At 59.9% G+C, this 15,902-nt stretch carries 16 protein-coding genes; 9 read left to right on the forward strand and 7 right to left on the reverse strand.

Going from position 1 to position 15,902, the window contains the following annotated elements:
* The first annotated feature begins 51 nt into the window (after positions 1-51).
* A complete protein-coding gene (locus KDL09_RS12920; RefSeq protein ID WP_294385629.1) occupies positions 52-1,602 on the forward strand; it encodes a tryptophan 7-halogenase in 1,551 nt (516 codons plus the stop codon).
* Between the two features lie 3 nt (positions 1,603-1,605).
* Here the strand turns inward: KDL09_RS12920 and KDL09_RS12925 are convergent, their stop codons facing one another.
* Positions 1,606-2,361 (reverse strand): phosphodiester glycosidase family protein, encoded by a 756-nt coding sequence (locus tag KDL09_RS12925; RefSeq protein WP_294385632.1) that lies wholly within the window; start codon positions 2,359-2,361, stop codon positions 1,606-1,608.
* A gap of 77 nt (positions 2,362-2,438) precedes the next feature.
* On the opposite strand from KDL09_RS12925, the gene aroC reads away from it, so the two are divergent.
* A complete protein-coding gene (gene aroC, locus KDL09_RS12930; protein ID WP_294385633.1) occupies positions 2,439-3,524 on the forward strand; it encodes a chorismate synthase in 1,086 nt (361 codons plus the stop codon).
* A gap of 2 nt (positions 3,525-3,526) precedes the next feature.
* A complete protein-coding gene (locus KDL09_RS12935; protein WP_294385634.1) occupies positions 3,527-4,204 on the forward strand; it encodes a hypothetical protein in 678 nt (225 codons plus the stop codon).
* A 30-nt stretch (positions 4,205-4,234) separates the two neighbouring features.
* On the opposite strand, the gene KDL09_RS12940 is transcribed toward KDL09_RS12935, so the two are convergent.
* Complete coding sequence (locus tag KDL09_RS12940) at positions 4,235-5,704, reverse strand: C39 family peptidase (protein ID WP_294385636.1); 1,470 nt, start codon at positions 5,702-5,704, stop codon at positions 4,235-4,237.
* A 48-nt stretch (positions 5,705-5,752) separates the two neighbouring features.
* Positions 5,753-7,063 carry a glucose-1-phosphate adenylyltransferase gene (locus tag KDL09_RS12945; protein WP_294385640.1) on the reverse strand — a complete coding sequence of 437 codons (1,311 nt, stop codon included), beginning with the start codon at positions 7,061-7,063 and terminating at the stop codon, positions 5,753-5,755.
* 125 nt (positions 7,064-7,188) lie between these two features.
* On the opposite strand from KDL09_RS12945, the gene KDL09_RS12950 reads away from it, so the two are divergent.
* Positions 7,189-8,154 (forward strand): c-type cytochrome domain-containing protein, encoded by a 966-nt coding sequence (locus KDL09_RS12950; RefSeq protein ID WP_294385641.1) that lies wholly within the window; start codon positions 7,189-7,191, stop codon positions 8,152-8,154.
* Between the two features lie 19 nt (positions 8,155-8,173).
* Positions 8,174-8,698: a peroxiredoxin gene (locus KDL09_RS12955; protein WP_294385643.1), complete on the forward strand. Its 525-nt coding sequence runs from the start codon at positions 8,174-8,176 to the stop codon at positions 8,696-8,698.
* 84 nt (positions 8,699-8,782) lie between these two features.
* Here the strand turns inward: KDL09_RS12955 and KDL09_RS12960 are convergent, their stop codons facing one another.
* Both KDL09_RS12960 and KDL09_RS12965 read right to left on the reverse strand, forming a co-directional pair.
* A complete protein-coding gene (locus KDL09_RS12960) occupies positions 8,783-10,003 on the reverse strand; it encodes an aspartate kinase (protein ID WP_294385646.1) in 1,221 nt (406 codons plus the stop codon).
* A gap of 63 nt (positions 10,004-10,066) precedes the next feature.
* On the reverse strand, positions 10,067-10,576 hold the full coding sequence (locus tag KDL09_RS12965; protein WP_294385648.1) for a universal stress protein: 510 nt from the start codon (positions 10,574-10,576) through the stop codon (positions 10,067-10,069).
* Positions 10,577-10,713: 137 nt separating this feature from the next.
* Here KDL09_RS12965 and KDL09_RS12970 point away from each other — a divergent pair, with 137 nt between their 5' ends.
* The 4 genes from KDL09_RS12970 to KDL09_RS12985 all read left to right on the forward strand — a co-directional run bounded on the left by KDL09_RS12970 (position 10,714) and on the right by KDL09_RS12985 (position 14,293).
* A complete protein-coding gene (locus KDL09_RS12970) occupies positions 10,714-12,291 on the forward strand; it encodes a hypothetical protein (protein WP_294385651.1) in 1,578 nt (525 codons plus the stop codon).
* A gap of 17 nt (positions 12,292-12,308) precedes the next feature.
* Entirely contained in the window at positions 12,309-13,160 is an 852-nt protein-coding gene (locus KDL09_RS12975; protein WP_294385654.1) for an alpha/beta fold hydrolase, read from the forward strand.
* Between the two features lie 68 nt (positions 13,161-13,228).
* Positions 13,229-13,858: a plastocyanin/azurin family copper-binding protein gene (locus tag KDL09_RS12980; RefSeq protein ID WP_294385657.1), complete on the forward strand. Its 630-nt coding sequence runs from the start codon at positions 13,229-13,231 to the stop codon at positions 13,856-13,858.
* Positions 13,859-13,876: 18 nt separating this feature from the next.
* Positions 13,877-14,293, forward strand: a complete 417-nt coding sequence (locus tag KDL09_RS12985) for an OsmC family protein (RefSeq protein ID WP_294385660.1) — start codon at positions 13,877-13,879, stop codon at positions 14,291-14,293.
* Positions 14,294-14,324: 31 nt separating this feature from the next.
* On the opposite strand, the gene KDL09_RS12990 is transcribed toward KDL09_RS12985, so the two are convergent.
* Together KDL09_RS12990 and KDL09_RS12995 are read right to left on the reverse strand one after the other, a co-directional pair.
* Positions 14,325-15,044 carry a hypothetical protein gene (locus KDL09_RS12990; protein ID WP_294385662.1) on the reverse strand — a complete coding sequence of 240 codons (720 nt, stop codon included), beginning with the start codon at positions 15,042-15,044 and terminating at the stop codon, positions 14,325-14,327.
* A 21-nt stretch (positions 15,045-15,065) separates the two neighbouring features.
* Positions 15,066-15,782, reverse strand: a complete 717-nt coding sequence (locus tag KDL09_RS12995; protein WP_294385666.1) for a DUF1080 domain-containing protein — start codon at positions 15,780-15,782, stop codon at positions 15,066-15,068.
* Positions 15,783-15,902 lie beyond the last annotated feature (120 nt).

Here is a 15,902-nt window from a genome sequence, read left to right on the forward strand (position 1 = left end):
TTTCGACCGTCACGACCCCTCCGACAACTGACTTTTTCACCGCACGCCCTCATGATTTCTTCCACCGCTGAATATGACGTGGTCATCATGGGCGGCGCGTTTTCCGGTGCGGCCGCCGGGATGATGCTCAAGCGTGAGCACCCCGACATGCGCATTCTCATCGTGGAGCGCACGGTGCAATTTGACCGCAAGGTGGGGGAGAGCACCTCCGAGGTGGCGGGCTGCTTCCTGACCCGCGTGCTGCATCAGGGCGCGCACCTATGCGCACATCACTATCAGAAGCACGGGCTGCGTCTCTGGTTCTGCAAAACCCCGCAGGATTCCGTGGACGACCTTACCGAGATCGGTCCGCGCTATCAGTCACGTCTGCCGACTTTCCAGCTCGACCGTGCCCTGCTGGACGAGCATCTGCTCAAGGAAGCCTGTGATTTCGGCTGCGAGCTGATGCGTCCGGCCACGGTCAAAACGATCGCGCTTTCAGAAGACGCTGCGCCGCACACGCTCGAAATCACACCGAAGGAGGGGCCGATGCGCACGGTGACCGCACGCTGGCTCATCGACGCCTCCGGCAAGGCCGCCGTGCTCGCGAAAAAGCTCGGCCTGCAGAGCACCATCGACGACGAGCATCCCACCTCGTCCATCTGGTGCCGCTTCCGCAACGTCAACGGGCTCGACAGCTTCAAGAGCCGCAGCATGCACCCTAAGCTCATGGAGAATGTGCGAGGCCTTCGCACTTCATCCACCAACCACCTCATGGGCCGCGGTTGGTGGTGCTGGATCATTCCGCTGTCCGATGGCAGCTACAGCGTTGGCGTCACGTGGGACCGCCGCTTTTTCTCGCTGCCGGAGGGACCTTCGCTCCTCGCGCGTCTGCAGGCACATTTGATGACACATCCTGTCGGCAGGCTGATGTTTGAAAACGCGGTGCCGGTCGAGAACGACACCTTCTACTACAAGAACCTCGCCTATCGCGCCGAGCGGGTTGCAGGTAACCGCTGGATCATCGTCGGGGATGCGGCTGGTTTCATGGACCCGATGTACAGCCACGGTCTCGACTTCTGCGGTCACACGGTTTACGCCGCATGCGAGCTGGTGAAGAAGAACCTGGCAGGCGAGGACACACAGGCGATCACGGATTATCTGAACATGGCCTATCCGCGCAGCTGGCGCATCTGGTTCGAAGCGCTCTACAAGGACAAGTATGCCTACATGGGCGATGCGGAGCTGATGAACGCTGCGTTCCTTCTGGACCTCGCCACGTACTTCATCGGTCCGGTGCGGCTGGTTTACGCACATCCGGACTACGAATGGACGCGCATGCCCTACGACGGGCCAGCGGGCACGCTCTTCGGCAATTTCATGGCATTCTACAACCGCCGGCTCGCCTCACTCGCACAAGAGCGGATGCGCAAAGGCATCTACGGCCGCTGCAACAACGGCCACGTCTGGCTGCCACGGCAGAGTTTCTCACCGGACACCAGCGCGGTCCGTCTCCTGTGGGATGGTCTCAAAGTCTGGCTCAAGGCGGAGATCACCACCTGGCTCGCGCCGACGCCCGCCACCTCACCGGCGATGATGGTGGAAAAACCGGCGGAGGCCTGACCCTCATTCGGCCACGAAAAACATGGCCGCGAAGGTGTTCGGCGTGAGCACGGCATCAGGTTTCGGATCCACCAGCATGCTGGAAATGTCGCCATCGAGGTAGAGCGCATCCTGGCAGCCGAGATGGAGAAAGAACCTGGTGAGCTGATGAGACGTCACACGTCCTTTCACCGAATCGTCGCGGTCGCTCATGGCAAAGATGATTTGTCCGTCCTTTTTGCGCACGCCAACCGCGTTGCGCAGGCGCCTGTTGGGTGAGTTCACGTTGAAGGCCGGGTGAATGACTCCGTTGCGGACCATGAGCGGTCCAGACTGGGTGGCGAGCCGCGGTTTGAGGCCGCTTTTCTCAAATTCCTCCGCCTCCATGACGCCGGGGCCGGTTTGGTCGTCGAGATAGAAGACACCGTTGGGCTTGAGATAAAAATTGCCCTCCCCGTCACGCAGGCTCAACGGCACCAGCTCGCGACCGGCGCAGATCGTCAGCCCGCAGGGCTTCGGGCCTCGCTCGAAGATGCCGGCGTTGGTGGCAAAGACGATCTGCTTTTTGCGGGAGTTGAGCTGTGTGCGCAGGCCGTTGAGATCACCCAGCGGTTTGTCGTTTTCATCCAGCCAGGCCAGCTGCAGCCGAGGCCAGTCGGCCCGGTCCACACGATAGAGGTGATAGCGGGCGCCTTCGTAGTCCACCGTCTCCGCGCCGTGAAGGTGCGAGGTGATCGAGGCGCAGCCAAAGGCCGCCAGCAACCAGTGTGGAAATCTCATGCCACAGGATGAATCATTGAGCGGATCGAGCACGAGATATTTGCAGCACGTTCCTCCCCGGGCCATGATGCGCCCTCATGTCCAGCAGTCTCGGCACACTTTTCCGCATCAGCACCTGGGGCGAATCCCATGGCCCCGGCGTAGGCGTCGTCATCGACGGTTGCCCGCCGCGCATTCCGCTCACGGTGGAAGACATTCAGGCCGAACTCGACCGCCGCCGTCCCGGCCAGAGCAAGATCGTGACACCACGTAAGGAAGAAGACAAGGCGGAGATCCTCTCCGGAGTGCTCGACGGCCTCACGCTCGGCACGCCGATCGGCATTTTCGTTCGGAACACAGACCAGCGCCCTTCGGCCTACACGGAAATGCAGCAGGCGTACCGTCCCAGCCACGCCGATTACACCTACGATGCCAAATACGGCATCCGCGCCGTCTCTGGAGGCGGGCGGTCGAGCGCAAGGGAAACGATCGGCCGAGTTGCCGCTGGTGCGATTGCCCGCAAAATGCTGCAGCAGTCGCTCGGCGGTTACGAGTGCCTCGCCTACGTTAAAACGGTGCAGCATATCCACGCTGAGGTGCCAGCAGGCGCAGCGCTGAATTCCTCCGTCATCGAGTCGAACATCGTCCGCACCTGCGACCCTGTGGCGGCGGAGAAGATGATCGAACTCATCGAAAAAATTCGCAGCGAAGGCAACAGCGTCGGCGGCGTGATCGAATGTGTCGTGCGCGGCGTCCCGGCCGGGCTCGGTGAACCTGCGTTTGACCGCCTCGAGGCGGATCTAGCCAAGGCGATGCTCAGCCTGCCTGCAACGAAGGGGTTTGAGATCGGCAGCGGTTTCGGCGGCACCACGATGACCGGCCTGGAGCACAACGACGAGTTTTACATGGACGGCGACAAGGTCCGCACCCGAACCAACCGCAGCGGTGGTGTCCAGGGGGGCATCAGCAATGGTGAGGAGATCGTTTTCCGAGTGGCCTTCAAACCCACGGCGACGGTGCTGCGCGAACAGAAGACCGTCACGAACACGGGTGAAGACACGACTTTGTCGGCCCGTGGTCGTCATGACCCCTGCGTGCTCCCGCGCGCTGTTCCGATGGTGGAGGCGATGGTGCATCTCGTCCTTGCCGATCACTTCCTGCGTCAGCGCGCGATGAGGGGGTGAGCATGCGCTGGCCGGTTCTGCTGCTGCTCTTGATGACGGCTGCGTTGGGAGCCGGCTCCGAGATCGTGGAGATTCCATGCACGACGTGGTTTGAGGGGGGCATCACGACGACTGATGTCATCGTGATTGCCGAAGTCGTGCAGACCGAGTCTGAAGTGGTTCCTCTGAATGGCCAGATGTTGTTGAAGGAGGCATGCCTTGTTCGCATCGACAAGGTCATTGGGAACTGCCCGAAGCTTCAGCGTGCCAAAGCGGTGCTGCTGAAGAGGGAGTATCCGCACGATCCTTACGAGCAGATAGACCCGGACTGGGGACGCTATCGTCACCTCCGGCCCGGCTGGAAGACGGTCTTGTTGGTGCACTACTATGAGAACGATCTGGCTGTCGGCAGTGATGCCGTGATCGGCTTGACCAATGACACCCAGTCGCTGCCCGAGATTCTGAGGCGCGCAGGTTTGAATTTCTCACTCTACACGGATGAGGATCTCGTCGTGTGGAAGGCTGCCAGTCCGAGGATGTATCCCGATCTCGTCGCACGTGTGGCCTATGAGCGCGAGTTGCTCGAAAAGGCGCGAAGCATGACCGGACTTTCTTGGGGCGAGCGGCTGCTGCTCGGGTGTGTCGTGCCAGGACTGATCTTCGTCGTTTCGCGGCTTTTGATTCGGATCAAACGGAGCTGATGAAACGCTTCCACCTTCGAGCGGTCATCCTCAGAACCCAACGACGTAGAACCGCTGCTGAGAGATTTGTTCCGCTTCAGGAAGCGTTATCCAGCGTTCCTTGAAGTTCTCACCCCAGCTGTCGCTGAAGGCGATCTCGTTGGTGTCCTTGTTGTAGCCGATGATGAGAACGACGTGGGATGTTTCCTTGTCCTTCTCCATGAGATTGGAAGCCCCCTCGGCCGTGACCTTCGTCTTCCAGGCGGCCCAGTCGGTGACGTCTTTGCGTTCTTTGGTGCGTTTGTTCGCCGTGTTGTTGAACTCCTTGGTGCTGTATAGACACCACATCAACGGCACACCTTTGTCGATGTATTTGGCGATTTCCTTGAGCTTGAGTTCGCCCCTCCAGGAATCAAACGAGCGGCGTTTGCTGCGGATCTGACCTGCCATGCCTTCCAGCAGAAGGTCCACACTGGTGCCACCACCAAAGCCGGTCTGTCCGGCGTTGGCGAGAATGTACATGTCTGCCGGGATGCCGAGATAACGCATGGCGCGCTCGGCGGTGGCGGGGGCGCAGTAGCCTTTGGGCCCCTGATCCACCATCGGGATGTCACCCACGATGACATCGCCATTGGGACGCTTTTCGAGATTGGCCAGAGCCCTTGCTTTGATCACCGAGTCCACGGTGTCCGCCACCGAACCGCCGGCGTCGGCAAAGGCTGAGGTGACGATCTGAACTCCCACATATTCCCCTTCGGCTTCGGCCAAGAGGATGGCATGGCCACGCCAGTCCCAGCGCTGCATGTTCATGCGTCCGGCTCGTTCGCCGAAGCGCTCTTTTTTGGGCGCCCCGAGCTTTTGGGTGAGTGTCTCTGCAATGGTGGCGACGTCCTTGTCCATGGCCGTCTTTACGATCTCCGCGGCCTTGGCTGGCGGCGTGTCCTTGTCGAAATGCAGTTCGCCGCCACCTTTGGAGCTAAAGAGATCACCCTTGTTGGCGAAGACGAGGGAGAAGTTGGTGATCTTGTCGTTTTCAGCATACATCGCCACGGAGTACGGATGCGCTCCGAACATCAAGTAATCGTCCTTCGTGTACGCCCGGTAGCTGCTGGCCGTCTTGGTCTTCGACTCTTGAGGAATCTTCAGCTTCTCTGCGATCTCAGTGGCAGACGAGGTCCAAAGCGGCGCTTCGTCAAACAGGGGCTGTCCGACGACTTCATTGACCACCGCAGGATCAAGTTTGTCATTCGGGCCGGGCTTGAAGGTGAATTTGGCGGCAGCGGGTGCGGCTGGAGCAGTGGCGGGAGCCGACTGGAGGTACTGCTGGTCGGCGGCGGAGAGCGAGGCGATTGGAAGCGTGAATTGCTGACCGTTTGCCATCTCAATGGTCACATTCGGCCCACTGACCCCGACAAGTTTCGCCTGGATCGCCTTGCCTTGGGCATTGGTGAACGTGCGAAGCTCAGACGACTGGGCAAAAGCCGCGCCGACAATCAAAAAGACAAGGCATGCGTTTTTCATGGTGGTAGTTCGAAACGCGACGGAGGCCCGAAAATTAGACCTGGGTCATCAAATCCACGTGCCGGACGGGATGACGGCGTCTTTTGGAACGCAGATGATGCCGTCACGGATGTAGAAGTTTTCGCCGTCCATGTTGTCGGGCTTTCCTTCCGGGGTGATGACCACGTTGTCACCGATGTGAACGTTTTTGTCGATGATGGCGCGCTCGATCCGGCAGTTGCGGCCGATCCCGGGCGGCGGACGGTCGGGGTCGGTGCCAACCGCGCCGGCATAGTAATCGGCGCCCATGATGATGCAGTCACGAATGGTGGTGCCGGGCTCGATCTTGGCACGCAGGCCGATGACGGCCGTTTCGATGTGCGCGTCAGTGAGCACGCTTCCGTCTGCGATCAAAGCACCGCGGATGGTGGCACCGTTGATCTTGGTCGCGGGCAGGAAGCGGGCGTGAGTGAAGATCGGAGCGGCGCTTTCGAAGAAGTCGAACTGCGGCACGAGACGGCAGAGGTCGAGGTTGGCGTCGAAGAAGTTGCGGATCGTGCCGATGTCTTCCCAATAGCCCTGGAAGTTGAAGTTGTGGACACGCTTGTTCTCGATCGCAGCGGGAATGATGTGTTTGCCGAAATCGTTAAGGGTGTTGTCGAGGCATTCGACGAGCACGTCGCGGTTGAACAAATAGATGCCCATGGAGGCCTGGAAACGCGCCTCCTTGGGATCGATCCCCAGCGTCTTCAAAGTAGATGGCGGGATGCGCAGCTTGTCGAGCACCTTGGGGTCCTTGGGCTTCTCGACAAACTCATAGATCTGCCCGTTTTCGTTGGAGTGCATGATGCCAAAGGCCGTGGCGGCCTGCGCATCGACCGGGATGGTGGCGATGGTGATGTCCGCGTTGGTGGCGACGTGCTGGCGCATGATGGTGCGGTAGTCCATGCGGTAGAGCTGGTCACCGCTGAGGATGAGATAGTAATCGTAATCGCCCTCGAGGAAGTAGCGCAGGTTCTGCCGTACAGCGTCGGCAGTGCCCTGATACCAGCGCTCACCCTCAGGTGTCTGCTGGGCGGCGAGCACTTCCACGAAGCCGCGCGTGAACTGATCAAACCGATAGGTGCGGGCGAGGTGACGGTTCAACGAAGCACTGTTGTATTGGGTGAGGACGTAAACCTGACGCAGGCCAGAGTTGATGCAGTTGCTGATCGGAATGTCGACGATGCGGTATTTGCCCGCGAGAGGAACGGCCGGCTTCGCGCGGTTTTCAGTCAGCGGAAAGAGACGCGTGCCGGCGCCACCTCCCATGACGATGGCCAGGGTGTTGCGGCGAAGAAGGGTGTCAGCCTCGATCCGGACATTGGATGGTGTGCTCATGGTTCAGGAGTCCTGTTGTACGCTATTTCTCTGAAACAAGGCGGACACGCAAGCGTTATCCCTGCCCCAATTCTGACGGGCAGACGCGCCCCGTAGTCGTTAGCTCTATCACCTTATCCCACCTCATGTCCACCTCTGCGTATCGTTTCCCGTTTTTTGTCATTGCCTGCCTGGCCGCGTCCTCGGTTCATGCGGCGGTCAATTTCGAAAAGGAACTGCTCCCGGTCATCACTAAAAAGTGCGTGGACTGCCACAAGGCCCCCGCCGTGGTCAACGGCCAGAAAAAAGAACCCAAGGCAGGTCTGCGCCTCGATGCATCCTGGGCCATCCTGAAAGGCAGTGAAAACGGCCCTGTGCTCACGCCAGGCGCTCCGGACAAGAGCGGCATCTATGAATCCGTCATCTTGCCGAAGGATGATGACGGCCACATGCCCTCCAAAGGCGAAGATTTGACGAAGGAAGAGATCGCCCTCCTGAAAAAGTGGATCGAGGAAGGTGCGGAATTCGGCGGCTGGATCGGCAGCAAGGAAGGCATGCCTGCCGGTGCCCAGCTCGAAACGACCAAGCCTTACAAGCCCCGTCCCCATGACCTCTTCTACGCCGCTCTCGAAAAAGAGGTGAAACCGCTTTCAGACGCCGTGCTCGAAGCGGCCAAGCAAGCGGGAGCACAGGTGTCGCCCGTGAAGGTCGAAAGCCCGCTGCTGCGCGTTGATTTCCTCACCGGTGTCTCCAAGTGCGATGACGCCAAGGTCGCCGCCATTCTGCCGCTCAAGGAAAACATCGTTCAACTCGATCTCGGTCGCACCGTGATCACCGACGGCGCTCTGAAAACCGCTGCGCAGCTTCCGCGATTGGTCTCGCTCGACCTGCGTCAGACCAAGATCACCGATGCCGGCCTCGAGTCGCTCGTCGGCCTCAAAAAGCTCGAGTCGCTCAACCTCTATGGCACCGAGATCACTGACGCAGGGCTGAAGCACCTCGCCAAGATCAAAAGCCTCAAACACGTCTATCTTTGGCAGTCCAAGGCGACCAAGGCCGGCGTAAAACAACTCGCCTCCGCCGTCCCCGGCATCAATGTCAGCATCGAATAGTCTTCACCCCTCGTATCCCATGAAAACGCGCCTCCTCATGCTCACCGCCATCTTCAACGCCTTGTTTGGCACCGCCATCGCCGGTCAGGGCGAGAAAGTCAGTTACGACGCTCCGGCCGTCTCCGGCGTCAATCAGGACGGAGCCACCGTGAACTTTGCCGACGTGTACAAGAAGGGCCCCACGGTCGTCTTCTTCTATCCGAAGGCCGACACCCCGGGCTGCACGAAGCAGGCCTGCTCGCTGCGCGACGCCTTTGCGGATCTCTCCAAACAGGGAGTGCAGGTGCTCGGTGTGTCTTTCGACAAGCCCGACTCGCAGAAAGCTTTCAAAGACAAATTCACTCTGCCCTACGACCTCATCGCCGATCCTGAAGGCAAGATCGTCGCCGCCTTCAAGGTGGAGAAAATGGCCAAAGGGCTGCTCTCCCTCGCCAAGCGCAGCTGCTTCCTCATCAAAGACGGCAAGGTGGTGTGGCAGGACTATCAAGCCGCCACCGACCAGCAGGCCGAGGACATCAAGCGAGTGCTTGGCGAACTGAAGTAGCCGCTTCGAGACAAATCCATGAAAGGCCGCGCCGGGACACTGGCGTGGCCTTTTTCGTGTAAATGCTTTGCGATTGTGATGAAGTCACGGCACCAACGGGTGTCCTGCTTCCAGAAACGTTTGATGCAATTGTCTCACGGCGTCATCCAAGGTGGACTGATGGAGGAGCCAGGTGATGCGAAAGGAAGATGTGGAGATGCCGACCACGTGATGGGCGGCCAGCGCTGAGGAACCGGCACGCAGGTTCTTGTAGCTGGTGTTGATCCCCGTGCCGATGACACTTGCCGCGCCGATGCGATCCATCAATCGCACTTGGTCTCCAAACTTTTCCGCCATCAGGCTCCGCACGCGGTCTTCGTCGTGCAGGTTTTCGCGTGACAGTACCATCGAGAGTCCGTCCGACGGACCATCCGCGGCGGCGAGGTGCAATTGTTTGCCGCACACCTGATGACTGTCGAGAAATGCGAGCAGCGCATCCAAATCAGCCGTGGACTGGAGGACGAACAGGTCTTTTTCGCTCGCGACGCCGACAACGGCGCCGGGCATGCGAGGTCCAAATTTTCGCACCACTGTGCCATCGGACAATGAGTCGCCTTCGGGTGGTGGCTTTGCCGTGGCGCGGGCATAGATGGAGATACCGCGCTCCTTCGCAAACTCGACCGCCTGCGCATTGAGCACCTTGGCGCCCGCCTCGGCCATCTCCTGCATTTCTTCATATGACATCGCGGCGATGCGCTGAGCCTGTGGAACCACGCGGGGATCGGCGGAATAGACTCCGTCGACGTCGGAACAGATCTCACACCATTCCGCATCGAGCGCGGCGGCCATGGCCACGGCGGTGGTGTCGCTGCCGCCGCGGCCGAGCGTCGTCACCTCTTTGCGATACGAAACTCCCTGGTATCCGGCAATGATCACGATCTTTCCGAGGGCCAGCTCATCCTGAACGCGGAAGGGCCGCACCTCGACGATACGGGCGTCCACGTGTCGGTCGTTGGTGATGATGCCGGCCTGGCTCCCGGTGAAACTGATGGCGTCGCCGCCGAGATCCCGGATCGCCATCGAAAGCAGTGACATGGAGATGCGCTCACCGACCGACAGCAGCATGTCCAGTTCACGGCGTTCAGGATTGGGGGAGACCTTTTTTGCTGTTTGCAGCAGATCATCGGTCGTGTCCCCCATCGCTGATACAACGACGACCACCTGATGTCCGAGATCGCGGGTGCGGATGACCCGGCGGGCCACGGCACGAATCTTATCGGCATCAGCCACGCTGCTGCCGCCATACTTCTGAACGACGATCGCCATGCGCCATCAGTTGCACAGGTTGCCCGCTGAAACGAGCCAGGAATATCTTTCTTCAGCCGAAGATCACAGCGGGACGGGAATGCCTCCGATCGCATTCAGTGAAATCTCCGGCTGCGCCTTCTTGATATCCGCAGTTCTGACGGGATCGAGTGTTGGCACGCTCGGAACGACCAGCACGGGGTGGGTTGCACGTTTGATGACGCCTTCCGTGATGCTTCCGACGATCAAATGGTACAGTGCACCGTGGCCATGTGATCCCATGATGACGGCATCCGGATCGATTCCGTCGATCTGAGTCAGGATCGTCTCCAGCAGGGGGCCGCCAAAGACTTGAGCTGTGGCGTTGACGCCTCGTGCTGCCAAGGAATCACGCATGGCGGACAAATCCTTCTGTCTTTCTTCAAACAGTTCGGGAGGAACGGCGGGAGGCGCGAAATCCACCACCAGCGGCTCCGGCGGCACCACATGGATGAGAACGATGTCGCTTCCAAAAGCCTCGGCAAACGCAAGGGCGTGCTCCAGGATTTTTGAGCTGACATCTGAGAAGTCGATAAGTGCCAGAATGGTTTTCATAAGGCGGAAAAGGAGAGGGGGTTCGACCAGTCGAAATGCTTCCTGTTAAGATACGTTTCCCATCCCTTCTCAGGTGGGTAAAATGGGGTTTTTGGGTCAACATTTTGCCATCAAATACTGTCCATCTCCGGCGCCGTATGCCACGACTCGAACTTGCCCGTGCACATCTTCTTCATCGCCTGCCTCTAAAAGGCGTCGTGGCATTTTCGTGGCTGGGGCTTGGCTGTTTCGTTCACGCCACCTGGCAGGATGACATCGGGTACACCCAGCTCGCCAGCGAACTGGGCGCGTCGATGCCGACAGGCGCGGGCATCATCCTGCTGCAGACGGAGGCGGACAGCGGTGCATCGCCTCCCGATTATCTGCCGCAGGCCGGAGGGCCCGGCTCATTCAGCGGCACGAGCATCAATACCGGCAAGACATTCTATCCCGAATCCGGACTGGGGGAGTATCGCAGCCATGCATTCACTGTCTCATCGTACCTCTATGCCAACGACATGGGGGTGGCTCGCGGGGTCACGGAAGTTCATTTTTACACGGCAAATGACTTTTTGAGCCGAGTATACAATGGGGTCACTCCAACGATCTTCCCCGGCCGGGTGCAAAACCATAGCTGGGTAGGCACCACGAACGATGCCACCACTGATGCGCTTTTGCTTCGCCGTTTCGATTATATGCTTAATCGCGACGGTTGCATCGCGGCGGTTCCGTTGAACAACAACAGTGGCGCGATGCCTGCTCTGATGGGCAACAACTACCACGCGCTTACCGCCGGCGTGCTCTCAGGTGTCCACAGCCAGGGCGGCACCAACACTGACGGCAGCGGCCGCATGAAGCCGGATCTAGTCGTGAATGAAGGGGAGACCAGCTACGCGTCACCGATCATCGCGGGCTGTGCGGCGGTGCTGCTGCAGACCGCCACTGCTTCCGGCAATGCCAGCGCCCAGAAGCCGCAGGTCATCAAGGCGCAGCTTCTCGCCGGGGCTTCGAAGAAAAATCTGCCCCAATGGCGGCGCACCGCTGACGCGAAGCCCTACGACGACGTTTTCGGCGCGGGCGAGTTGAACCTGCGCAACGCCCATTACATCCAGCAAGGCGGCCAGTTCACCTTTTCCACCAGTGTGGAGCGTCCCTCGCGTGGCTGGGATTTCGCCAGCACTACCACCGGTGTGAGCGGGCGGCGCTATTTCTTCAGCATCCCGGTGGGACGCTACGCCCGCACGTTTTCCACCGCACTGACCTGGCACCGTTCTTTTTCCCTTCCTAGCTATTCTCCCACGCTCGCCAACCTCACCCTGCGCCTATATGCTGCAGCAGGTTTCGCCACGGTCGGCGGCGCGATCAGCACCTCTGGCAGCAGTGTGGACAATGTGGAGCACCTCTTCCTCTACAATCTGCCATCGGGCCAGTATGTGATCGAAGTGACCTCGGACACCAGCAACATTTCCTACGGTCTTGCCTGGGATGCTCAGCTTGGTGACGGCCCTTTGCTTGCACCGAGTTTCTCCGGTGAGCAGATTCAATTGGATGCCGTCAATCTTGATCCTCAGGCCACTTACACGATCGAAAGCTCACCGGATCTGGCCGACCCGTGGACGACCGAGCATACCTTCCGCACGGCGGACGGAACGCCTGCCTTTATGCACAGTTGGCAGCCTTCCTCCCAACCCGCAGCACCGCACTTCTTTCGTATGCGCTGGACTCCGGTGCGTTGATCCTGTTTTCTAACAGCATGCCGCTTTGGAAACGCCTGCTGCGTCTTGCTGCAATTCTGATTCTCACGCCCGTGATTTTTCTGCTCGGCTGCCAGTCAAAGCTCATCTACCACCCGAGTTCCTACCGGGCGGAAGATGAAACGATGCTGGGCAAAGCGCGGGGTGAACGTGTTCGTTTCACGACCTCCCAAGGCGCGCAGTCGGCCTTTTATGTTCCGCCAAGGTCTGACGCAGCGGGGCTGCCGCAGACGGTCTGGCTGTGCTTCGGCGGCAACGCTTCGCTGGCGCTCGACTGGCTGCGTTTCACCAATGATTGGGACGGTCGGTTTGCGTACCTGCTGCTCGATTATCCGGGTTATGGCGAGTGTTCCGGCAATCCGACACCGGCCACGATTCGCGAGAGCAGCAAGGCCGCTCTCGAGGCCTTGGCGAAGCATCTGAACACGACCCGGGCCGACCTGCAGCCACGTCTCGCACTTCTGGGCCACTCACTCGGGTGTGCTGCGGCTTTGATGGCGGCGGAGGATCTTGACGTGCGGCGTGCGGTGCTGCTTTCTCCGTTTACCTCGATGACAGACATGGGGCGCATCGTCCTCGGCTGGCCGTTGTGCCATCTGAATCTCCATCGGTTCGACAACCGCAAGGCGTTGTCCCGTGTCGCTTCGCACGAAGGCGTGCGCATCGTGATTTTTCACGGGACGGACGATGAAGTGATTCCTGCGCGCATGGGGCGCGCGCTGGCGGAGGCGCATCCGCGTGAGGTCACCTTTTACGAGGTTCCAGGAGGGCATCACAACGACCTTTTGAGTCGTGTTTCGGACCGCGTTGGGGATGCCATGAGGGAGCTTGCGCATTCAGGGGTTCGGTGAGGCACACGGCGGTTGCTTTCAGGTGATGCTGTGCTCTGATGCGCGCTCAATCCCCATCCCAAAAGCCCATGTCCGCGCCCTCTTCTTCGGAAAAATCCTCCATCTGGTCTCTTCTCAACGTCATCATCGGATCTGCCATCGGCGGTGTCGTGCTTCTTTGGGTGCTGGCCTTCGTCGTTGACGGTCTGGGCTCCCTACGTCCGAAAGCGAAGGCGGAGGCTCCTGCCGCCACAGCAGCAGCACCGGCGGCGGTAGCCGCTGCGCCTGCTGAAACTCCCGCTGCCGCCGCTGCAACCACGGCTGCTCCTGCTGCCGACCTCCCGGTGCTCGAAGTCCTTATCAAGCCCGATGCCGCTAACCCGCTGGCCTATGACACCAAGACCATCAGCGCCAAGGTGGGCCAGAAGGTGAAAGTGACCTTCAACAACACCCATCCCACCCTGCCGCAGCCGCACAATTTCGTGCTCGGCAAGCTCGGCACCAAGGACAAGATGATGGCCATCGCCATGAGCGGCATGACGCTGGTGGACAAAGGCTACATCCCGGACTCGCCGGACATCCTTGCCAACACCAAGCTCCTTCAGCCTGGTCAGAGCGAAACCATCGAGTTCACCCTGCCTGCCGCCGGTGAGTATCCCTACTTCTGCACCTTCCCCGGCCACGTCGCGATCATGAACGGTGTTCTCACTGTGCAGTAACCCCGTCCGCTCACCATCATGGCCGTCTCCATCAGCGTCGATTATGAAGGCGGCCTGCGCTGTCGGGCCACGCACGGTCCTTCGCAGAATCAGATGGTCACCGACGCGCCGGTGGACAACCACGGCAAAGGCGAGTCATTCAGCCCCACCGATCTCGTCGCCACGGCGCTAGCCACGTGCATGGCGACAGTCATCGGCATCAAGGCGCAGCAGAAAGGCTATGACATAGCCGGCATGAAGGTGAGCGTGGAGAAGCACATGAGCGCCGACAGTCCGCGCCGTATCGTGCGCCTGCCGATCACCATCGAAATTCCGTTACCTGCGGATCATCCCGATCGTCCGGTGCTGGAAGCCACCGCTCTTGGCTGCCCGGTGCATCACAGCGTTCATCCGGACATCGAAAAGCCGGTGACGTTTGTGTGGAGCGGCAAGTAGGCAGGCCTCTTTTACGCCAAGCGTCGTTGTATCAGCGGTTCACCCAGCGTGAACCGGGCGAGAGTCCCACATGCCAGTCGCGCAGATGCATGTCTGAGTAATCCGTCTTGCCCTGTGCGCCCACCATGAAAGTGCCGGTCGCACGTTTCCAGGCCTTGCTGAAGCTCTCCGCCGTGTGGCAGCCCCAGCTCTGGCAGTAGGCCTTTGAAGTGAACGCCCAGCGGCTGAGCTTGCGCAGGTCGTGTTCATGCAGCCAGGCAGTGGAGGTTGCATAAACCTCGGAGCTGTAGTCAAACATGAAGCTGTACTTGTTGGAGTGGCCGAAGTACTCGAAACCAGAAATCTTCATGCCGCCGCGGCCCGAGGCTCCGTGGTTGATGTAGTGGATGAGTTCGTCCGTGCTGCGGAACCATACCAGTTTGACGAAAGGATAGGCCTTTGGCACTGACTCCACGTTCTGCGTCAGCGGCTGGTGCTCGGAGGCACCACGACGTACATACGCATCTCGATACACCAGCCAGGTGATGTGCGTGCCGGGAGCCGCCGTGCGCTGGATCTCCTGCATGCGCACGCGGGCGGTGCGGATGAAATTGCCCCACCAGCGGTCGTGCTGCTCTCCGGGCCGGCGCAGATCCTCAAACTGCCGCACCGCCGGCCCGCCACTGACAATCAGGTATTCGGTGTCCGCGACGGACTTCGAAGCGAAGCCGCAGGTGAAGAGAAAAAGGGCGGAGAAGAGCAGTCGTGTCATGACGGCGGCAACAAAGCACGGCTACTTCGTCTCGACGAGCTTGAAGTTTTTGAACTGCACCACCATCGGCGGGCCTTGATGAATCTGCAGGGCCAGCAGGCCTTCCTTTGGTGCATTGGCGGTGTCGTCATCGGTCACATCGACGGTCTGCATGTTGTTGATGAAATGCTGCACGTGATTGCCTTTGGCGACGATGCGGTACTCGTTCCAGTCTTCTTCCTTGATGGCGGCCTGAATCGCGGCGCTGTCTCCCACGCTGCCGGTCACTTCGACAACGGGCTTTTTGCCGTCCGGGCCGGGCTTGATGACGGTCTTCTCCCCGCGTTTGGCGAGGATGCCGCGTCCCTTTTCTTCATAAAGAATGCCGCTGTAGGTTTTTCCTGCTTCAAAGTCCGCCTGATAGCCGCTGATGATGGGGCCGAATGGTCCGGGAGCCAGTTCCTTGCTCCGATACTGCACGCCTGAATTGCCCTTCTCGATCCGGTATTGGAAAGTCAGCTCGAAATCACCCACGGTGCCGCCCTTCCAGACGAGGAAGGTGTTGTGCTTGATGATACCCTTCTTGGGATCAGCCGGGTCGGGCGGAGTGATGCCGGTGATCGCGCCGTCCTTCACGCTCCAGAGGTCTTTGTTGCCCTCCCAGCCGGTGAGGTCTTTGCCATTGAAGATTTCTGTTTCTCCGGCGCTGGCGAGGGAGAGGACGGCGAAGAAGGAGGCGAGGGCGAGGTGAAGTTTCATGGTTGAGCAGGATTGGACGGGCGAGGGTTAACGCGCAGGCCTGCGCTTGTCTATCGCTTTGCGGGCGGCGGAACTCGCGATGGAAGACGCGTCCGAAAAGGTGGGGCGCATCGTGTCGTC

Source organism: Prosthecobacter sp. (assembly GCF_020439865.1).
Lineage (GTDB): Bacteria > Verrucomicrobiota > Verrucomicrobiia > Verrucomicrobiales > Verrucomicrobiaceae > Prosthecobacter.